Source organism: Symbiobacterium ostreiconchae (genome assembly GCF_055396975.1).
Genome location: NZ_AP042454.1, coordinates 3,446,812 through 3,467,292 on the forward strand (window position 1 = coordinate 3,446,812; position 20,481 = coordinate 3,467,292).

Sequence of the window (20,481 nt, forward strand, 5' to 3'; positions counted from 1 at the left end):
CCACTAGTAGCGCATCGCCCGATTCTCCAGGTACCAGCTGGGGTACTCGTACAAGGGGAAGAACGGCGTGAAGATGTGAACCTGGTAAGTGCCCGACATGGTGCCATCGTCCAGGCGAAAAATCGGTTCCGCGCCCACCCAGTAGACCTTCGCGCCCATCTGCTCAGCAATAAACCGAACGGGTACCATGGTTCGGTCGTTCCGGATCACGGGCGGCGCATCCAGTGGTACCTCCCGGCCGTCAACCAGCGCCATCGGGCGGTCAATCGTCAATATGATTGTGCGTTCCGGGGTGCTGACGGTCCGTTCCTCAAAGACAAAGCGATGGCCGTTGGGAAGGTACTCCTCGGGGTCGAACAGGTCGGGATAATCGAAACCCGGTGCGGGGACTACCTTCGGGACCTCCCGAGTGATGGCAGGGAAGTAAATCGTCACGCGTCGGCCATCCGGATCCCACGACACTTCGGCCCCCATCATCTCACTAATAAACCTGATGGGTACACGCACTCGGTTGACCGTCGTATCCAGGTACGCCGGCACGTCAAAGCGTTTCGCGGCATCGCCTTGGTTGAGATAGATGTAGATATAATCGGGGTTTCCGTTGCTTTCGCTGCCGTCATCCCGCCCGAGCCCGGGGTGCGACTTGTCCACCCAATACAGGTACTCTGCACGGCGCCCCTCAGCCAGCTTCTCTTCTTCACTGAGCTCCCGCGTCTCCGTAATCGACTGGATGGGCTCGTACCGACACGGTTTCCAGTACAGCCGTGACCAGCCGAAGGATCGACCGAAGGCCCGGTAGATCAGCTGCGTATCCGGGACCGGGTACGCGTACACGTGCATCGTTGTACCACAGACCATCCAGTCCTCACGCCAGAACCAGGGATACTCCTGGGTCCAATCAGGCAGCGGGTCCCAGACCCACCAGTCATACCGTTCGTATCTCTCCGGCCGCTCAGCAAGCAACCGCTCCACCTCTGCCCGCATCCGCTCCGACATCCCCTCCGGAGGCGGCGGGGGCGTCCACCCCTCCGGCCAGCCCGGGCCGGGCTCGTAGTTCTCCGCCGGGTACTCCGCCACCTCCGGCGTCAGCTCCTCCTCGGCGCCCGCCCCCACCGGCGCCGCCGACAGCAGCGCCGCCAGCACCAACACCGCCAAAGAACGACGCACATGTCCCCTTCGCATTGCCGCAAACGCTCCCCCACACAATGCTTCTCACATACCCAATACGAAAAGCCCCGGGAGCAGGTTCTGCCCGGGACGATCGTCACGCGATCTCACCTGCCAGCGAAAACGCCCCGTATCGCCACTATTGCCAAAATCCCGACTCCTCCGTATACTATACCCCGTACCGTAATTTCGCAGGGAGTGATGCGTATGCGGAGTTGGACCTGGTGGCAGGGCGGCATCGCCCTCGGCCTGCTCTCCACCCTCGCCATGGTGCTCCTGAAGCCGATGGGCGTCTCGACCGTCTTCCCGTCCAGCCTGGGCATCGTGCTGAAACCGCTGTTCCCGGGCTTCGTGGAGGGGAGCGCGTACTTCCAGACGATCCCGCTGTCCATCGGCTGGGAGCACATGCTGGTGCTGGGCATCCCGATCGGCGGCTTCCTCGCCTACAAGCTCTCCGGCGAGAAGGTGGCGGCAGAATCCGGCGGCCTGTCCGCGACCAGCCCGCTCACGGCTTTCCTCGGAGGGTTCCTGGTGCTCTTCGGCGCCCGGATGGCGGGCGGGTGCACCACCGGCCACGTGCTCAGCGGCATGTCGCAGCTTTCGGTCGCGGGCTTCCTGTTCGCCGCCGCTGTCTTCGCAGGCGGCATCCCGGCGGCCCTGCTTCTCAAGCGGAGGTGGAGCTAAATGCAGCTGTTCCTCGGTCTCCTCATCGGCACGGCTTTCGGCTTCATCCTGCGGCGCTCCCGGGTGGCCTCCAACGCCTGCATCCGGGGGGCGCTGACCCTCACCGACTTCCACATGTTGAAGCTGCTGCTGACCGCGGTGGGGGTCACGCTCATCCTGGTCTTCCCCCTGAGCACCCTCGGCATCGTGAACTTCTCGATCAAGACGACCTATGTGCTGGGCATCGCCGTCGGCGGGCTGCTCTTCGGCATCGGGATGGCGGTGGCCGGGTTCTGCCCCGGCACGATGCTCGCTGCCCTGCCCGGCGGCGACCGGCGCTTCTGGTGGGCCGTGGCCGGCGGGCTCGCAGGCTCCTTCGCCTACGCCCTGCTCTACGAGCCGCTCCAGCCCCTGCTCATCACGCCCCTCAACTTCGGGAGGCTCACGCTTCCCGAGCTGCTCGGGCTGGATCCCGTGGTGACAGGCGTGGGCGTCGGCGTGCTGCTTCTGGCGGGCGTGATCCTGCTCGACCGGCTGACGGCGCCGAAGCAGTCCCAGATCCCGGACCTGGCCCGCATGGGCGACGATTAGCCGCCGCCACCTGCGGGCAGTGCCACGGGCGTTCACGCCTGTGAGCGGCCGGGCGGCTGCCGGCGCTGCCCCAACATGGGACACACGGCCAGAGGGGTACGGCGGCCGCCAGATCTCGGACGCCCGCAAGCTCAGCACCCCCGGACCGACTCCCATACCCCGGGAGCCGGTCCGGGGTCGTTGTGTTTCCCTCACATCCGGCCGCTTCGCACGCGCCATCCCCCGCCTTCGGCCACCACCCGCGCCCCCTTCGGCAGTCCCCCCGTCCGCCCGGGGCGCCACCCCAACGAACTAGTCCGATCGGCGCACGACCCAAAAACCCGTGGAACTTTTGCACACATCTGTCAAGGGCCCGGCAGGGGTTGAATATGTTTGCAGAGAACACCTAGGTGTGCGGACCGATCACCCAGCCCCCGATTATCACCCACGGAGATGTGCGAAATGAACATGCAGGACCGTTTAAGCAAGATCTTGACCAACCTGCAGCAGCACGGGAAGGTCCAGGTACGGGACCTGGCCCGGGAGTTCGGCGTATCCGAGATGACCATCCGCCGGGATCTCGAACGGCTGGAGAAGGAAGGCCACCTGATCCGGACCTACGGCGGGGCCACCGCGGCGGCCGGGCTCGTCGGAGAGCAGCCCTTCGCGGCCAAGGCCGTCTCCCACACCGAGGAGAAGGCGCGCATCGGCCGCGCCGCCGCGGACCTCGTGCAGGAGGGCGACGTGGTACTGCTGGACGCCGGGTCCACCAACCTGGCCATCGCCCGCTGCCTGAAGGGGCGCGGTGGGCTGACCGTCATCACCGTCGACCTGCGCATCGCGCTGGAGCTGTGCGACGAACCGGGCATCGAGGTCATCGTCGCCGGCGGCACCGCCATGCCCGAGGTATACAACCTGCTGGGGCCGGTGACCGAGCAGTTCCTCCGCAGCGTGACGGTGAACATCGGCTTCGTCGGCACCTCGTCTGCAGACGTCGATTACGGCCTCACCACCCCCACCCTCGCCAAGGTTCCGCTGAAGCGGGCCATCATTGAGGCGGCGCAGCACGCCGTGCTGGTCACCGACTCCTCCAAGTTCAACCGCAGGGCGACCTACCAGATCTGCCCGCTCTCCGCCCTCTCCCGGGTGATCACCGACCGGGGGCTGCCGGCGGAGCTGGCGGCGGCGATCCGCGAAGGAGGGATTCCCCTTGACCTCGTCTGAGCCCCGTCCCGCAATCGGTGTCATCGCAGACGACCTCACCGGCGCCAACGCCACCGGCGTCCTGCTCACCCGCAACGGCTACCCCACCGCCTCGCTGACCGAGCTCCGCTGGCCAGAAGGCGGGCTGGACGACTACCCCTGCATCGTCATCGCCACGGAATCCCGGGCTGCGCCGGCCGACGAGGCGCGCCGCCGCGTGATGACCGCCGCCCGGCTGCTGCTGGACCACGGCCACCGGCCCATGGCCAAGCGCATCGACTCCACCCTGCGGGGCAACGTCGGCCCGGAGGTGGAGGCCGTGCTGGAGGCGCTGGGCCCGGGGTCCGTCGCCGTGGTCACCGGGGCCTTCCCCGCCAGCGGCCGCACGGCCCGCGACGGCATCCACTACGTGCACGGCGTTCCCCTCGCCGAGACGGAGGTGCGGAACGACCCGCTCTGCCCCGTCACCGAATCGCACGTGCCCACACTGGTGCGCAGCCAGACCCGCCTGCCCGTGGACCTGCTGCCGCTGGCCCGTGTGCGCGCCGGGGCCGACGCGGTGGCAGAGACGATCCGCTCCCTGGCGGAGCAGGGCGTGCGCATCCTCTGTGCAGATGCCGAGACCGACGAGGACATCCGCGCCCTGGGCCAGGGCATGGCCCGCAGCGGCGTCACCTGCGTCGCCGCCGACCCCGGCCCCCTCACCGCGGCATTCGTCGCGGCGTCCGCGCCCCCCGTGCGGGGGCGGGTGCTGGTGGTCGCCGGCAGCGTCACCGACCTGACCCGCAGGCAGATGAACCACCTGGAGGCCGAGATGGGCGCCCGGCTGATCACGGTGGATGCCCGGAGCCTGGGTGCGGGGGGCGCTGCCGCGGAGACCGAGGTCCGCCGCGTCGTGGACGAGCTGGCCGCCATCCCCGCCCAGCAGCCGGTGATCGGCGTGCGCAGCTCCGAGGTCCTCACCGTCGATTCGGCTGCGGCTGCGCGCATCGCCGCCGGCTTTGCCGAGATCGCCGCCCGTGCCCTGGACCGCGTGGAGGGCATCAAGGGCATCTACACCACCGGGGGCGACATCACCCTGGGGGTCTGCCGCCGCCTGCAGGCCGGCGCGATCCAGCTGAAGGCCGAGGTCCTGCCGCTGGCGGTGCAGGGCCACCTGCTGGGCGGCCTGCGCCCCGGCCTGGCCATCGTGACCAAGGGCGGGCTGATCGGCGACGAGACCGGCGCCGAGCGGTGTGTGCGCCATCTGCTGAACCTATAGGCGGCGTGCACCCGCCCACCTGACTACCGAGGAGGCAAACCTGGATGCAAGCACGGCCACTGATCGGCATCACCATGGGCGACCCGGCCTCAATCGGGCCGGAGATCGCCGCGAAAGCGCTGAACAACCCGGAGATCTACGCCCTGTGCCGGCCCCTGCTGATCGGGGACAGCCGGGTGATGGCCCGCGCCCTGGAGACCACGGGCGTGCGGCTCGGCCTGAACCCGGTGGCGGCGCCGGCGCAGGGGCAGTACCGGCACGGCACCATCGACCTGGTGGACATCCCGGCCCTGGATGTGGCGACCCTGCGGTGGGGCCAGGTGCAGGCCCAGGCCGGCGCGGCCGCCTTCGCCTACATCCGGCGCGCGATCGAGCTGGCGCTGGACGGGGCCGTCGATGCCGTGACGACCGGGCCTATTAATAAGGAAGCGCTGAAGGCCGCCCAGATCGACTTCATCGGCCATACCGAGATGTTCGGTGCGCTCACCGGCAGCCACGACCCGCTCACCATGTTCGAGACCCGGGGGCTGCGGATCTTCTTCCTCACCCGTCACGTGTCGCTGGCCGAGGCCATCCGCATGATCACCCGGGAGCGGGTGCTGGACTACATCCGCAGGTGCACGGCCGCGCTCCGGCAGCTGGGCCTGGAACGGCCGAGGCTCGCGGTGGCCGGGCTGAACCCCCACGGCGGCGAGCACGGCCTCTTCGGGGACGAGGAGGTCAGGGAGATCGAGCCGGCTGTCCGCGCTGCCCAGGCGGAGGGGTACGACGCCAGCGGCCCCTACCCGGCGGACTCGGTCTTCTGGCACGCCGCACAGGGCCGCTTCGATGCGGTGCTCAGCCTCTACCACGACCAGGGGCACATCGCGGCCAAGATGTACGACTTCGAGCGCACGGTGTCCATCACCGCGGGTCTGCCCTTCCTCCGCTCCTCCGTGGATCACGGGACCGCGTTCGACATCGCCGGCACGGGCAGGGCCAGCGCCGTCAGCCTGGAAGAGGCGATCCGGGTCGCGGCCAAGTATGCATCGGCGTTCCGCCGCGCGGGGTGAGGTCTGCCGGGGCCTCTGCCCCGCGCGTCTCTTTCCACCACGTGTGCAGAAGGAGGTTCAGGTATGGCAGTCTCAGGTACCCAGATGCTCATCGGCCTGGTCATCGGCATCGTCGTCCTGGTCTTCCTGATCCTGAAGACCAAGATCCACGCGTTCCCGGCACTGATCATCGCGGCCGCGCTCATCGGCCTGATCGGCGGCATGGATCCGGTCGACGTGAGTTCGGCCATCACCGGCGGCTTCGGCAGCACCCTCGGCAGCATCGGCATCGTCATCGGCTTCGGCGTGATGATGGGCCGCATCCTGGAGGTATCCGGCGCGGCGGAACGCATGGCCGTCTTCTTCCTCAGGCACCTGAGCCGGAACCACCCGGAGTGAGCGCTGGCCGCCACCGGCTACGTGACCTCCATCCCCATCTTCTGTGACTCGGGCTACGTCATCCTGGCGCCCCTGGCCAAGGCGCTGTCCCGGCAGAGCGGCAAGTCCGTGGTCACGCTGGGCATCTCCCTCGCCGTGGGCCTCGTGGCCACCCACCACCTCGTGCCGCCGACTCCGGGCCCGCTGGGCACCGCCGGCATCTTCGGGGCGGACGTGGGCAAGATGGTCCTCTGGGGCATCGTCTTCGCGATCCCCGTCATGATCGTCGGCATCGCCTACGCCACCTGGCTGGGCCGGCGGATCTACCAGGTTCCCGCCGCGGAGGGCGACGGCTGGGAGCGCAAGGAGTGGAAGGCCGAGTACGAGCAGGCGGTTGGGGTCGCCGAGCGGGAGGACCTGCCCGGCACGGCGCTCTCCTTCGCGCCGATCGTGGTGCCCATCATCCTGATCCTGCTGAACACCACTCTCTCGGCCGTCGGGGCCAGCGGCGCCTTCGCCCGCTTCCTCATCTTCCTCGGCCAGCCGATCATCGCCGTGCTGTTCGGACTGCTGATCGCCATCTACGGCCTGGGCGCGAAGATCACCCGGCCCGACATCCTGAAGCAGCTCGAGAAGGGCGTCCAGTCGGCGGGCATCATCATCCTGGTGACGGGCGCGGGCGGCGCGCTGGGCAACGTCATCCGGGCCAGCGGCGCCGGCGACTACCTGGCGCAGACCCTGGCCGACACGGCCCTGCCCGCCATCCTGCTGCCCTTCATCATCGCCACCGCCCTGCGGCTCATCCAGGGCTCCGGCACCGTCGCCATGCTGACGGCTGCCTCCATCACCGGGCCCATCCTGGGCCCGCTGGGCGTCAACCCGGTCTTCGCCGCGCAGGCCGCCGCCATGGGCGCCTTCGTGTTCAGCTACTTCAACGACTCCTTCTACTGGGTGGTCAACCGCTTCATCGGTATCGAGGACGTGCGCGAGCAGATCCGGGTCTGGTCGGTGCCCACCACCCTGGCCTGGGCCACTTCGGGCATCTTCCTCGTCATCGTCAACGCGATCTTCGGATAGTCTGAAGGCGGAGCTTCCAGTCGCGCTGCGGCGCGGCCAGGCACGTCAAGGCCCGGGAGCAGGGTTTCCCCTGCCTCCCGGGCCTCCATCGCGGGATGTACTTCGCGGGGCGTGCCTCATGGCTCGCGGCAGGCCTCACGGCTCGGGGCGTTCCGCGCGGCCCGCGGCATGCCTTACGGCACCGCTACAGGGCTCTCGAGCTCCACGGTCACGGCAAGCTCGCCCCAGCCGCTCTCCCAGTTCCGGGTGAAGGGCATCTTGGCGATGATGCGGCGCATCGCCCGGTTCTCCGCGAGCATGTAGGCCTGCAGGCGCGTATACCCGAGCTCCCGGGCGACCGCCACCAGCTCCTCGCCCAGGGCGGTGCCGATGCCCTCGCCCTGGCAGTCGTCCCGCACCACGAGGGCGATCTCCCCGCAGTCCTCGCTCACGCGGCCCAGCTCGCCGATGCCGATGACCTCCCCCTCACTCAGGGCCAGGAGCACCGCCCGGTCCATCGGGTCGCTCCCGCAGAGGCGCGCCGCCTCGACCTCACCGGAGATCCGCAGGGCCGAGCAGTAGCGCAGCCGCAGCGTCCGGGGCGACAGGCGGGCGTACAGGTCCGCGATGCGGGGCGCGTCCTCGGGCGTGCAGGGCCGGATGGTCACCAGGCGCCCGGTCCGGGTGACGATGATGGCCGACTTGTGCTGCAGAATGGCTGGCATAGGCAGCCCCCACTTTCCGAATCCGGCTCCGACGATTGTGACAAGTTTCACTTGCAACCCGTCAATATTGTTCCCGTTTTCACTTATAGTCTATCCCGGCAGCCGCCTGGCATACAATGACACTTCCGGCTCTTCCTTATCCCTCCATTCGGCCGTGGTCCGCGTCCGGCCGCCTGGCTCAGAACCCGTAGATACTCATACCGCCATCGACCATGAGCGCCTGGCCCGTCACATAGCTCGAGGCCTCCGACGCCAGGAACACCACCGGCCCCACGAGCTCGCTGAGGTCGCCGATGCGCCGCATCGGCGTGCGGGCCAGGATCTCGGCCACGTACTGCTCGTCCTGCAGGAGCTGTTCCGTGAGCGGCGTGCGGAAGTACCACGGGCCGATGGCGTTCACCGTCACCCCGTACTTCGCCCACTCCATGGCCAGGATGCGGGTCATGTGCAGGAGCCCCGCCTTGCTGGCGCCGTAGGCGACCCCCGTCCGCAGGGCCACCGCGCCGCCCACGGAGGCGACGTTGATGATCCGCCCGTACCCCATCTCGCACATGTGCCGGCCCACCGTCTGGGCCACCAGGAAGGGACCCTTCAGGTTGGTCTGCACCACCCGGTCCCAGTCTGCCTCGGCCACCTCCAGCGCCGGCTTGCGGATGTTAATGCCCGCGTTGTTCACCAGGATGTCGATCTTGCCGAACTGGCCGAGGGCCGCCTCCACGGCGCCGGCCACCTGCTCCCGGCTCGTCACGTCCGCCGTCACCGCCATCGCCCGGCGGCCCTTCGCCCGGATCTGCTCGGCCGCGGCCTCCACCTCGGGTGCCGTCCGCGCCAGGCAGACCACGTCCGCCCCCGCATCCGCGAGCCCCAGCGCCAGGGCCCGGCCGATCCCGCGCCCCGCGCCGGTCACCAGGGCGATCCGGCCTTCCAGGGAGAACATCTGCACCGTCTGCGCCATCCTTTCGTCGTGGAAGTCTTCTCCCTGACCATTCGCTGCCAGCCCGGGGCTTCCCTTGCCAGGGGCGGACCGGTGCACCCACGTCCGGCTGCACCCGCTTGTCCCGCACCACATCATCCGTTCGCACTCGCCGTTGGCGGCTCCCTTCAGCCCGGGGTGCTCATCGGTCGCCTGCACGCGGCGTCCCCCGCCTCCCGCTCCGGCCACCGGCACCAGCCTGTCCGGACAGAACGCAGCGCGGCGAAGCCCGGTCCCCTCCCCCGAACTTTCACGCCGCCTGTTTCGTCGTCTTGTGTGTGGCTACGCTGTGAAATCGTTGCCGCCACCCGCCGGGAGGGCACCCCGACCCCTGCCGGCCGAGCGGCAGGGAGGTTGCCCCGATGCCCGATACCCGTATCCCCGGCCGCCGCATTGTCGTCGTCGGCACCACCGGCTCCGGCAAGACCACCCTGGCCCGGCAGTTGGCGGAGCGCTTTGGCTGTCCCCACATCGAAGCGGACGCGCTGAACTGGGGCCCGAACTGGACGGCCGCGCCGCTGAACGAGTTCCGTGCCCGGGTAGATCAGGCGACAGCCGGCGGCCTGGCTGGCCTCGCTCGGGGCCGGCGATGAACAGCCGCGGGCGCTCACACCACCGGCGACCCCCACGCCGCAAACTCCTCCCGGTGGCTCAGCAACAGCACCTGCCGCTCCTCCGCCAGCCGGTCCAGGGATTTCCGGATGTGGGCCAGCCGCTCCTCGTCGCAGTTGAGGAACGGGTCGTCGAAGACGAAGGGCAGGCGGACCTCCTCGGCGATCAGGTCGCCGATCGCCAGCCGCAGGGCGAGGTAGAGCTGGTCCTGCGCGCCCTTGCTGAGCTGGGGCGGCGTGAGCACCACCCCGTCGGGCTCGACCACGCTCACCGTGAACTCGTCGCTCAGCCGCACCCGGCGCCCGCTGCGCCCGGTGAGGCCCGCCCAGTACTCCGTCGCGGCGGCCTCCAGCCGCTCCCGGTAGGTCGTCCGGTAGACCCGCACCGCCTCCCCCAGCTCCTGGTAGGCGATCCCGAGCGCCCGGACCTTCCGCACCAGCTTCTGCTCCTCCCGGCGCAGCTCCGCCAGCCGCATCTCGGCCTCCGCCAGGTTGATGGTCTCCCGGCCCAGGTCCTGGAGCTGGTCCCGCAGGGCGCGGCGCTGGGCCTCCAGCTGCTCGAGGCGCGTCTCGGTGCGCTGCTGCTCCTCCCGCAGCTCCTGAATCCGGCCCTGCACCGCCAGCGGGTCGTCCGCCTCATCCGCCGAGGGCAGCCCGGGGTGCGCCTGCGCCAGCGCCTCCAGCCGCTCGACGGTGCGCCGCCACTCCAGCTCCGCGTCGGTCAGCCGGCCGTCCAGGTCCTCCAGGTCGGCCGCGCCCGAAGCGGTGAGAATGCCGCTCAGCTCCTTCTCCCCCTCCTGCACCTGGCGCAGGGCCTGCTCCCGGGCCCGCCAGCGCTCCAGTGCAGCCCGGGGGTCGCCGCCGGCCGCAGCCAGCGCCGGCGCCAGCAGACGGCGCAGGGCCTCGGCCTGCTCGGCCAGAGCCGACTGCTGCCCGGCGACCTGCCGCTCCCGCTCCTGCAGCGTCTTCGCCGCCGCCCGGGCCCGCTCGGCCTGGGCGCGCACCTCGCCGGCCGCGGCCACCCGGGCCTCCAGCTCGTCCGGGTCCGCCTGCTCGTCGAAGGGGGCCACCTGCGCCCGCAGCGCCTCGACCTCCTGCTTCAGTCGCCCGACCGAGGAGCGGCCGTCCGGACCGGCCTCCTCAAGGCGCCGGCGCTCGGCCCGCACCTCCGCGAGCCGCTGGTCGTCCGCCGACCACTTCCCGGCTTCGGCGATGACCCGCTCCCACCAGGACGGCGTCGCGGCCCGGAGCCACCGGACCAGCTCCGCCAATCGCGCGGGCGCATCCGCCGTCGGGGCGCCGGAGCCGGCGTCCGCAGTCCCCGCGCGGCCGGACGGCGCAAGCGAAAGCCCATCCCCACCGGCCAGCGCAGGCGAAGGCCCATCCCCGCCGGCCAGCTCGGGCGAAAGCCCATCCCCGCCGGCCGGCGCAGGCGAAGTTCCTGCCCTGGCCTGCGTCGGCGACAGCCGCGCACGGGCCGCAATCCGCGCCAGCTTCGCCAGCTCGGCCCAGCGGCCGCGCAGGGCGGATAGCGCCAGCTCCTCCACCTGCTCGGGGGCCACCCCCCACTCCGCCTGGCACAGCTCATCCAGATCCGCCCGATCCCGCTCCTGGTCCCGCCGCAGGTTCTCCCACTCGGCCAGGGCAGCGGCCGGGTCGGCGAAGCGCGCGGTAAAGGGACGGAGCCGCTCCGCCAGCGCGTCCAGCTCCCGCCTGGCCTGTTCGGCGGCCTCCCGCAGCGCCACCTTCTCAGGGGAATCGGTGAGGGCGCGGCGCTCCTCCTCCAGCGCCGCCCAGCGCCGGCGCCACTCCTCCCACTGCTGCACCAGCAGGTTCAGCCTGAGGGGCGGCTCCGCCGAGAGCGGCCCCAGGTTGAGGGCCGCGATCTGCGCGGCCAGCTCCTGCTGCCGCCGCTCCAGGGCCCGGGCCTCCCCGGCCGCCGCGCCGCCCGCCATCCGGCCGCCCAGGAAGTAGCCCAGGCCTCCGCCCAGCAGCGCGAGAACCGCCGTGGCCGCCATGGCCGCACCGGGCAGCGCTGCCCCGCCCGCCGGGGACCCGGGCAGCAGCGCGCGCCCCGCCAGCCAGCCCAGGCCGAAGCCCAGCAGCAGGCCGGCGGCCGCAGCGAGGCCCTGTGCACGCTTCCGCCCCGCGTCCGCCGTCTTCCGGGCCTCTGCCAGCCTCTCCCGCACCTGGTCCTGCTGCTGCAGGAGGGCCACCTTCTCCCGGGCGGCCGCGATCACGGCTTCATCCAGGCCGGCCACCGCGGCGTAGTCCTGCCGGAGCCGCCCGGCCTCCGCATCCAGCCGCTGCAGCTGCCGGTCCAGGTCCCCGGCCCGGGCGGCCGCCACCTCCGCCTGCCGCCTCGCCTCGGCCTCAAGCACGTGGAAGCGGCGCACCAGGTCCAGCACCTCCTGGGGCTGCCCGGCGAAGACCGCGTACCGCTCCAGGGCCGCTGCAGCCAGCGCCACCTTCTCCCGCAGCCGCTCGTACCGCTCCCACCGGTGCAGGGCCTCGTCCGTCACCGTGCGGAGGCGGCGCACCGCCTCGCCGGCCGGCCGGCCCAGCTCGCCCCAGTCGGGTCCTGCCGAGAGCCGGGCCGTCAGCCGGGCCTCCTCGGCGGCCAGGTCCGCCAGCCGCGCCTCCAGCCGCTTCAGCTCGGCCAGCCGGGCCCGCAGCTCCCGCACGTCCCGGGGCAGCGCGGCGCGCCCGGCCACGTCGCCGAACTCGGACCTGAGCCGGGCCTCGGCCTCCTCCGCCGCCTGCTCGCTCTCCCGGCGCTGCCGCTCCAGGTCCGCGGCCTCCTGGGCCCGCCGGGCCAGGTCCTCCTCCAGCCCGATCAGCGCCTGAAGGCGATCACCCGTGTCGGCCGGCAGCGCCGCCAGCTCGGGCCACTCCCGGGCCAGGCGGCCCCGTAGCTCGTCCACCTGCCTCGCGGCGTCGCGGGCGCTCTCCAGCGCCCGGCGCAGGCTGCCCACCTGCCGCCGGTGCTGCCGACGCCGCTCGGCCAGCCGCTGCCACTCCTGCAGGGCGTCCAGCACCTGCCGGCGCTGGGCCGCCTCCCGGCGCACCTCCTCGTACTCCGCCTCCACCGCCTGCAGGTGCCCGGCGGACCGGTGGTACAGGTCGACGGCCGACCGGGCCTGCTCGATCTGAGCCGCCAGATCCCGGATCCTCGCCTGCAGCGCCTCCAGCTCCCGGTCCTTCCGCATGTTTGTGGGGAAGCCGTACTCGGCCGGGTAGCGGGTCCACTTCGCCGCCTCCTCCGCCAGCCGCTCCAGGGCCTGCTGCGGCCGCCCGCCGCCCGCGCCGGCCAGGAGTTCCTGCACCGAGTGGTCCACCTGCTCCATCTCGGGCAGCGGCTGGGTCACGCAGAAGATGGCCGCCAACAGCTCCCGGGAGGTGAGGCCCACCAGCCCGGTGATCAGCTTTTCGTACGGCTCCCTGCCGGTCCGCGCGCCGGGGTTGTGCGTGCCCTGGTAGATGCGCTCGGGGCCCGCCGGTCCGTGCCGGGTCACGACCACCTGGTGGCGCCCGAAGTCGCGCCAGACGTGGTAGCGCAGGCCGTCGGCGGCGGTGAACTCCACCTCCCCCTCAAAGCCGGGGGCCCGGCCCAGGTGGCGGTAGCGGGTCTGCCCGAAGTCCGAAGGCGAGCCGCCGGTGGGCAGCCCGTAGAGGGTGGCCATCAGCCCGGCCACCAGGGTGGACTTGCCGGACTCGTTGGGCGCGACCAGCACGCCGAGGCCGGGGGGGAAGGTGTAGGTGGTCTTTTCCGCGTAGGGCCCGAAGCCCGTGAGCGATACCGAATGCCAGATCACCCCTGCCAAGGCCGGTCACCTCCTCAGCATGGCCTGCACGCCCCGGCGGAGCGCCTCCTCCAGGACGGCCCGCTCGCCCTCATCCCGCGCCTCCGCCAGCCGCCGGCGCATGCGCCGGATGAACTCGCCCAGGATGGTCCGCTCCCCCGCCCACCGGTCCAGCAGCTGCGGGGAGAGGGAATCGGTTTCGTCGACGACCTCCAGGTAGAAGAACCGGTGGGCGCAGGCAGCCGCGATGGCCTCCGGGTCCAGCAGCTCCGGGGCGGTGCCGGTCAGGCGCACCCGGACGACGGCATCGGCGCCGGCCAGTCCGGGGATAACCTCGCGGTCGGCCAGACCGGCGATGACCTCCCGGTCGGCCAGGGCAGCGACGGCCTCCGCCACCTGCGCCGCATCCGCCATGGCGGAGACGTCCAGGTCGTGCACCACCACCGGCTGCACCCCGGCCGGGACCCGCTCCAGGGTCACGCCGCCCGGCTCCAGCACGGCGATGGTGAACTGCCCGGTTCCCGGATCGTCGAACCCCTTCCCCTCCACCGCGCCGGGGTACACGGCCAGGCCCCGCCCCATGCGCACCGCATCGGGCTTGTGGATGTGGCCCAGGGCGATGTAGTCGTAGCCCGCCTGCCCGAGCGCCGCGGGGTCCAGCGGCAGCGACCGCTCCCCCAGCGAGTCGCCCAGGGTGCCGTGGAAGGCCGCCAGGTGGATGCCGGGTTCATCGAGGCGCGGGAACTGGCTGATGGCCGGCTGGGTCTGGGTGATGCCGCCGGTGTAGGCCAGGCTGTAGAGGTGCACCGCCTCGCCCTGCACCTGAAGGCTGGCCACGTGGGCCGGATGCGGGTTGGTGACCAGGATGCCCGGCCACTCGTCCCGGTGCGTCTGGTAGACCGAGTTGGGATAGGTGATCTCGTCGTGGTTGCCGGGCACCGTCACCACCGGGATGCCGGCCTGCTCCAGCCGGCGCAGCTGGGCCATGGCCGCGGCCACCAGCGACGCTTCGGGGCAGTGGGTCTCGAACAGGTCGCCGACGATCAGCACGAGGCCGATCTGCCGGGCGGGATCCAGGGCCAGGTCCACGGCCCGGCTGAGCAGGCCGTCCCGCCGTCGGCGGCGCTCCTCCGCCTGCTCCCTGGGCATGAAGGACGGCCGCCACCCCAAGTGCAGGTCGGCGAGGTGCAGGATGCGCAGCACGGGACACAGCCCCCTTTCGCGGTCGCTTCGCGGCCCGCCGCGGGGCCGCGCCAAACCATCTGCTCCACAAATTGGCCGGGGGCGAAGGAATTCCTCTTCGTGGATGTCCCGGCCGCGGCTCCGGCCCCGCCGCCTCATGGGCATCTGACACACGGGCAGGCTGACACACGGGCAGGCCGGCGCACCCTCGTGCACCGGCCTGCAGGATCCCCACAGCTCGCCCGGCCCCGGCGCCGCTAGCGCCGCAGCCGCGGATCCAGCACGTCGCGCAGCCCGTCGCCCAGCAGGTTGAAACCCAGGACCGCCAGCATGATCGCCAGTCCCGGGAAGGTGACGACCCACGGGGCGAGCTGGATGTACACCTGCGCCCCCGAGAGCATCGCGCCCCACTCCGGCGCCGGCGGCTGGGCGCCCAGCCCCAGGAAGGAGAGGCCGGCGGCGTCCAGCATCGCCGTGCCGACGGAGAGCGTGGACTGGACGATGAGCGGGGCCAGGGCGTTGGGCAGGATGTGCCGCCAGAGGATGCGCCCGTGCCCGCCGCCTGCCGCCCGGGCGGCCTGCACGAAGTCCTGCTCCTTCAGCGAAAGCACCGACGCCCGCACCAGCCGGGCGTAGACCGGCATGCCCACGATGCCCACGGCGACCATCGCGTTGGTCAGGCTCGGCCCCAGGATCGCGGTGATGGCGATGGCCAGCAGGATCGAAGGGAAGGCGAGCAGGATGTCGATGACCCGCATGATCACGAGGTCGGGCCAGCCGCCGAAGTAGGCGGACACGGCGCCGATGACCGTGCCCGTGGTGAGCGAGATGCCCACCGCCACCAGCCCCACCGTCAGCGAGATGCGGCTGCCGTGGATGATGCGGCTGAGGATGTCCCGCCCCTGCTCGTCGGTGCCCATCCAGTGGGCCCGGGAGGGCGGCTGGAGCATGTCGGCCAGCCGGCCCCGGATCGGATCGTAGGGGGCGATGACGTCGGCCAGCAGCGCCATGAGGACGATCAGCAGCACGATGCTGCCGCCGAGCACCGCGGCCCGGTGCCTGAGCAGCCGGCGGAGGATGCTCGCGGGCCGGTAGCCCGCCGGATCGCCCGCGGGGGGCGGCTGTGCGCCCTCCGCCGCGGCGCCCCGGCCCGGCGGCTGCGGGCTGGCCTGCGGCGGGCCCGGCGGTGCGCCCGCTGCCGGCGTTCGCGGATCGATGACGGCCATCTCGTCGCCCCCTCCCTACTGGTAGCGGATGCGCGGGTCGATCAGCGTGTAGATGACGTCGACCAGCAGGTTGACCAGAATCATCCCCAGGGTGATGAGGAGAATGCCCCCCTGCACCACCGGGTAGTCGCGGGCGCCGATCGCCATCACGATGAAGCGGCCGATGCCGGGCCAGGAGAAGATGGTCTCCGTCAGCACGGCGCCGCCGAGCAGCAGCCCCACCTGGAGGCCGATGATGGTGACCACCGGCAGCAGGGCGTTCTTCAGCGCGTGCCGGAAGTTGACCCGCCAGCCGGGAAGGCCCTTCGCCCGCGCGGTGCGGATGTAGTCCAGGTTCAGCACCTCCAGCATGGAGGAGCGGGTGATGCGCGCGATGACGGAAAGCGGGATCGTGGCCAAAGCGATCCCGGGCAGCACCAGGTGGCGCAGTCCGGTGACGAAGGTGGTCCACTGTCCCCGGACGAGGCTCTCCAGCACGACGAACTGCGTGGCGCCGTCCCAGATCATCCGGGCGTCGAGCCGGCCGCCGGCCGGCAGCCAGTGCAGCCGCACCGAGAAGAACATCATGAGGATGAGGCCGAGCCAGAAGATCGGCATCGAGACCCCCACCAGGGCTGCGGCCATCACGCCGTAGTCCAGGATCGAGTTCCGCCAGACGGCGGAGACCACCCCGGCCAGGATGCCCAGGGTCGAGGCCAGCAGCATGGCGAAGATGGCCAGCTCCACCGTGGCCGGATAGCGGGCCATCAGCTCAGCCGTCACCGGCTGGCGGCTCTGCAGCGACGTGCCCAGGTCGCCCCGCAGCACGTCGCCCAGGAAGACCGCGAACTGTACATGGAGCGGATCGTTCAGCCCCATCTGCTCCCGCAGGGCCTCCACCTGCTCCGGCGAGGCCCGCTCACCCAGCATCAGCCGGGCCGGGTCGCCGGGGATGGCCCGCATGAGCACGAAGATCACCACCAGCACACCCAGGGCGGTGGGGATGGCCAGGCCGATCCGCTTGGCCAGATACTTGACGATAGCAATCCCTCCCGGAGGACCAGTCATTGGGGGCTGCGGCTGCCCGGGCCCACCCGCAGGGGGGCGGCCGGAGCCACCCCCCCTGCGGACTCGCCGACAGCGCCACCACGTTACGGCATGGTGACCTTGCCCAGGGACTCGGAGCCGGTCGGGTTGGGCACGTAGCCGGAGATGCCCTTGCGGACGGCGATCGGCACGCGGGTGTGCATGAGCGGCACCCACGGCGCGTCCTCCATGATCTTCACCTGGGCCTCCTCGTACAGCCGGGTGCGCTCGGCCTGGTCGGTGGTCTGTCGGGCGCGGATGAGGAGGTCGTGGACCTCGTCGTCCATGTAGAAGGCGATGTTGCCGGCGTCAGGCGTGACGGCGTTGTCCTTGTCCAGCAGGACGTAGAGGAAGTTGTCGGGGTCGCCGTTGTCGCCCGTCCAGCCCAGCAGGGCCATGGTGTGCTCGCCCATGCCGGTCTTCTCGAGGTAGGTGCCCCACTCGTAGGTCACGATCTCCGCCTCGATGCCCACTTCCCGCAGGTAGTTCTGGAGGGCAACGCCGATGCGCTCGGGCTGCGGCATGTAGGGCCGGGGCACCGGCATGGCCCAGAGCTCCGTCTTCAGCGGGTTGTCGGGTCCGTAGCCGGCCTGAGCCAGCAGCTCCTTGGCCTTCTCCGGGTTGTACTCGTACTTGGGCACGTTGGGGTTGTGGCCCCAGACCGAAGGCGGCAGCGGCGAGACGGCCGGAATGCCCAGGCCGCCGTAGAAGGCGGTGTTCAGCTCATCCTTGTTGATGGCGTGGTTGATCGCCTGGCGGATGAGCACGTTGTCGAAGGGCGGCTTCTGGGTGTTGAAGGCCAGGTAGCCGATGTTCATCGGCGGCCGCTCGATGATGTCGAACTGGCCCGTGGCCTGAATCGTGGGCAGGAAGGCCGGCTCGACGCCGTCCATCACGTCCAGCTCGCCGGCCTGCAGCGCGACCAGGCGGGCGTTGTTGTCGGGAATCGAGCGGTAGATCAGCCGGTCGATGGCCGGCCGGCCGCCCCAGTAGTCGGGGTTGGCCTCCAGCACGATGCGGTCGCCCTTGGTCCAGGAGACGAACTTGAAGGGGCCGGTGCCCACCGGGTTGTCGTTCAGCCCCTCGGGGTTTTCCCGGAGGGCCTTGGGGCTGGCGATCGCGAAGGGCACCATGGCGATGTCCTGCAGGAACGAAGCCTGCACGCTCTTCAGGACGAACTTGACCGTGTACTCGTCGACCACGATCACGTCCTGGATGTTCGAGTCCTCGTCGAAGCCGCCGAACATGTAGCTGTAGTACGGGAACTCCCCGCCGACGTGCAACGGGTCAGCGGTGTTGCGCCACCGGTCGAAGTTGATCTTCACGGCCTCGGCGTTGAAGTCGGTGCCGTCGTGGAACTTCACGCCCCTGCGCAGGTGGAAGGTCCACTCCAGGCCGTCGGGGCTGGGCTCCCAGTCGGTGGCCAGCACGGGCACGACCTCGGTGCTGCCCGGCGCGTAGTCCAGGAGGCCCTCGTAGATCTGGTGCGTCACCTTCAGCGACTCACCGTCGGTCACCTGAATCGGGTCCAGCGAGATCGAGTCGCCGCCCCGCCCCCACACCAGGACCTTCTCCTCTGCGGCCGGCGGCTGGGGAGAAGGCGCCGGCGTACCGCCCTGCTGCGGGCTGGGCGCGGCGTCCCCGCTTTGCGTCCCGCCATCGGTACCGCCGGATGTGGAGCCGCCGCCGCTGCAGGCGGACAGCGCCACCAGGGCCGCCAGGAGCAGGCTGACCGCCCACCGGAACCGCTTGGTGCGAACCCCCATGAACCGAATCCCTCCCTGTCTGTCTACCGGGTCATGCGCCCGGGGTTGAGTCATTGCAATTTGACGGAGGGGTTCGCACCTCCTCTTTGATAATTCTTTCTCGAGGTAATCTTGTCTTAAGGGTTATTCTTCACCCAACCGGGTGAGCTCGCCATGCGGATCGGGGGCCGCGCCGGATCGAACGGCCAGGCGGGGCAGAGCGGGCCACCACTCGGACCCCGCGGCCGGGCGGATGGAGCGGCCACCCGGAACCAGCGGCGATGTCCATCGAACGGCCCCGCCGAATCGGACGGGCAGACCGAACTGGACCGCCACGCGGATCCAGCGGCCATGCAGGGCGGTCCGGCCATGCGGAGAGGGCCGCGATGTCCCTCGAACGGCCAGGCCGAATCGGACCACCACGCCGATCGAACCGCCACGCGAATCGGGCGGCCAGGCGAGTCGGGCTGCCGTGAAAACCGGCCTGCCGCGCGAAGCGGGCCCGATCCGGCGGCCTGCGCCGCTGGATCGGGCCCCGTCCCGGGCTTTCCGCTTCGCTCACTCGATCCACATGGGTTCCCACACGCCCTGCTCCCGCCAGTACACCAGCACCGGGCGGATCACCAACCATGTCCCGGTGTTCGGATTGTAGCGCACGTAGTCGTATCCCCACGGCCGGTACGAGTACTCGCCGATGTACGCCAGGAACACGGTCCCGTCCAGGCCCGGGTAGGCCTTGCCGAACAGGAAGGCCACCTCCTGCACAAACGCCTGCACCGCGGCCTCGCTGGCCGCCACGTCGTCCGACAGCAGCATGGCCGTCAGGAAGTCGAAGTAGGCCTCGTCATCCATCACCATCCACAGCACGTCGGGGGCCTGGCCGTAGCCCGCCGACGAATCGGGAACCAGCAGGTAGTCGAGCAGGATCTCCGCCTCGCCCAGCCGGAGGGCGGGGTGGGTCTCATACAGCACTGGGACCAGGTTCTCGGGGGTCAACCGGCTCACACCGGGCAGGTCCCGGAGCGGCCCCGCCTGCGCCAGCATCTGCCGCACGTACTCTGCGGGAATGGCGAAGTTCAGGTTCTGTCCGTCCTTCAGGTAGGCGAAGGTGACCCCGACCAGCAGGCCCTGCCGGTCGAAAAGCCCGCCCCCGCTGCTGCCCTGGGAGATGGGGGCGCTCACCTGGATCACGTCGAGCCCGTCCATGGTCCGCCGGGCGCTGACGATCCCCGTGGAGACGGTGTTGATGAGGCCGACCGGGCTGCCGATGGCCACCACGTCCTCGCCGACCCGGGCGGGGCTGGTGCGGATCGTCACGGGCTGCAGCCGGCCGCGCACCTGCAGCACCGCCAGGTCCCACGCCTCGCTGAAGGCCGTCATGCCCGCCACCGGGATCCGCTCCCCCGACTCGGTCACCAACTCCGCCGACCATGCCTTCTCCACCACGTGATAGTTGGTGATGGCGCTGTTCTCCGTCACCGCCACCGCGCTGCCCGTGCCGATCAGCCGTCCGCCGTAGTCGAACACGTCCACGCGGAACACCCGCGTGCGCAGCTGGGCGAACAGCCCCTCCACCGTGGACGGCCCTGCCGCGGCCTCCAGCTCCTGGATCCGCCGCGCGGCCGCCTCCAGCTGGCTGCGCAGCACCTCGTTCTCCTGCTTCAGCGCCTCGTTTTCGGCCTTCAGCACCGCGTTGAGGGTCCTGAGGGTCTCATTCTCCGACTTCAGGGACTCGTTGAGGTCGATGAGCACGTCCGCCATGGAAGTGCCCGCATCGGCCGCAGCCGCCCGCTGCCCCGACGCCGCCAGCGCACCCCTCCGC

The 20,481-nt window shown here is 70.8% G+C and carries 15 protein-coding genes and 1 pseudogene; 7 read left to right on the forward strand and 9 right to left on the reverse strand.

The window, feature by feature from the left end; genetic code table 11:
• Positions 1-3 precede the first annotated feature (3 nt).
• Positions 4-1,167 (reverse strand): copper amine oxidase N-terminal domain-containing protein, encoded by a 1,164-nt coding sequence (locus ACZ5UM_RS16555; protein ID WP_464845524.1) that lies wholly within the window; start codon positions 1,165-1,167, stop codon positions 4-6.
• 207 nt (positions 1,168-1,374) lie between these two features.
• Here ACZ5UM_RS16555 and ACZ5UM_RS16560 point away from each other — a divergent pair, with 207 nt between their 5' ends.
• The 6 genes and pseudogenes from ACZ5UM_RS16560 to ACZ5UM_RS16585 all read left to right on the forward strand — a co-directional run bounded on the left by ACZ5UM_RS16560 (position 1,375) and on the right by ACZ5UM_RS16585 (position 7,350).
• Positions 1,375-1,851 carry a YeeE/YedE thiosulfate transporter family protein gene (locus ACZ5UM_RS16560; protein WP_464845526.1) on the forward strand — a complete coding sequence of 159 codons (477 nt, stop codon included), beginning with the start codon at positions 1,375-1,377 and terminating at the stop codon, positions 1,849-1,851.
• Entirely contained in the window at positions 1,852-2,421 is a 570-nt protein-coding gene (locus ACZ5UM_RS16565) for a YeeE/YedE thiosulfate transporter family protein (protein WP_464845528.1), read from the forward strand.
• A gap of 441 nt (positions 2,422-2,862) precedes the next feature.
• The gene (locus tag ACZ5UM_RS16570) at positions 2,863-3,624 is read left to right on the forward strand and encodes a DeoR/GlpR family DNA-binding transcription regulator (RefSeq protein ID WP_464845530.1); all 762 of its coding nucleotides are present in this window, start codon (positions 2,863-2,865) and stop codon (positions 3,622-3,624) included.
• Positions 3,611-4,864 (forward strand): four-carbon acid sugar kinase family protein, encoded by a 1,254-nt coding sequence (locus ACZ5UM_RS16575; protein WP_464845533.1) that lies wholly within the window; start codon positions 3,611-3,613, stop codon positions 4,862-4,864. Before ACZ5UM_RS16570 ends, ACZ5UM_RS16575 begins: the two co-directional genes overlap by 14 nt.
• Positions 4,865-4,908: 44 nt before the next feature.
• Positions 4,909-5,916, forward strand: coding sequence for a 4-hydroxythreonine-4-phosphate dehydrogenase PdxA (gene pdxA, locus ACZ5UM_RS16580; protein ID WP_464845537.1), 1,008 nt, complete (start codon positions 4,909-4,911; stop codon positions 5,914-5,916).
• 63 nt (positions 5,917-5,979) lie between these two features.
• Positions 5,980-7,350, forward strand: a pseudogene (locus ACZ5UM_RS16585) (GntP family permease).
• 173 nt (positions 7,351-7,523) lie between these two features.
• Here ACZ5UM_RS16585 and ACZ5UM_RS16590 read toward each other — a convergent pair.
• Positions 7,524-8,054, reverse strand: a complete 531-nt coding sequence (locus ACZ5UM_RS16590; protein ID WP_464845540.1) for an N-acetyltransferase family protein — start codon at positions 8,052-8,054, stop codon at positions 7,524-7,526.
• 178 nt (positions 8,055-8,232) lie between these two features.
• On the reverse strand, positions 8,233-8,991 hold the full coding sequence (locus tag ACZ5UM_RS16595; protein WP_464848404.1) for an SDR family NAD(P)-dependent oxidoreductase: 759 nt from the start codon (positions 8,989-8,991) through the stop codon (positions 8,233-8,235).
• Positions 8,992-9,389: 398 nt separating this feature from the next.
• Here ACZ5UM_RS16595 and ACZ5UM_RS16600 point away from each other — a divergent pair, with 398 nt between their 5' ends.
• Positions 9,390-9,620, forward strand: coding sequence for an AAA family ATPase (locus ACZ5UM_RS16600; protein WP_464845542.1), 231 nt, complete (start codon positions 9,390-9,392; stop codon positions 9,618-9,620).
• Between the two features lie 14 nt (positions 9,621-9,634).
• Here the strand turns inward: ACZ5UM_RS16600 and ACZ5UM_RS16605 are convergent, their stop codons facing one another.
• From ACZ5UM_RS16605 to ACZ5UM_RS16630, 6 genes are all read right to left on the reverse strand, one after another.
• Positions 9,635-13,453, reverse strand: coding sequence for an AAA family ATPase (locus ACZ5UM_RS16605; protein ID WP_464848405.1), 3,819 nt, complete (start codon positions 13,451-13,453; stop codon positions 9,635-9,637).
• A 15-nt stretch (positions 13,454-13,468) separates the two neighbouring features.
• Positions 13,469-14,644 carry a metallophosphoesterase family protein gene (locus ACZ5UM_RS16610; RefSeq protein ID WP_464845545.1) on the reverse strand — a complete coding sequence of 392 codons (1,176 nt, stop codon included), beginning with the start codon at positions 14,642-14,644 and terminating at the stop codon, positions 13,469-13,471.
• Between the two features lie 236 nt (positions 14,645-14,880).
• On the reverse strand, positions 14,881-15,849 hold the full coding sequence (gene nikC / locus ACZ5UM_RS16615; protein WP_464845547.1) for a nickel transporter permease: 969 nt from the start codon (positions 15,847-15,849) through the stop codon (positions 14,881-14,883).
• A gap of 15 nt (positions 15,850-15,864) precedes the next feature.
• Positions 15,865-16,869 carry an ABC transporter permease gene (locus ACZ5UM_RS16620; protein WP_464848406.1) on the reverse strand — a complete coding sequence of 335 codons (1,005 nt, stop codon included), beginning with the start codon at positions 16,867-16,869 and terminating at the stop codon, positions 15,865-15,867.
• Between the two features lie 110 nt (positions 16,870-16,979).
• Positions 16,980-18,680, reverse strand: a complete 1,701-nt coding sequence (locus tag ACZ5UM_RS16625) for an ABC transporter substrate-binding protein (protein WP_464845549.1) — start codon at positions 18,678-18,680, stop codon at positions 16,980-16,982.
• 537 nt (positions 18,681-19,217) lie between these two features.
• The gene (locus tag ACZ5UM_RS16630; protein ID WP_464845552.1) at positions 19,218-20,420 is read right to left on the reverse strand and encodes a trypsin-like peptidase domain-containing protein; all 1,203 of its coding nucleotides are present in this window, start codon (positions 20,418-20,420) and stop codon (positions 19,218-19,220) included.
• Positions 20,421-20,481: the final 61 nt, after the last annotated feature.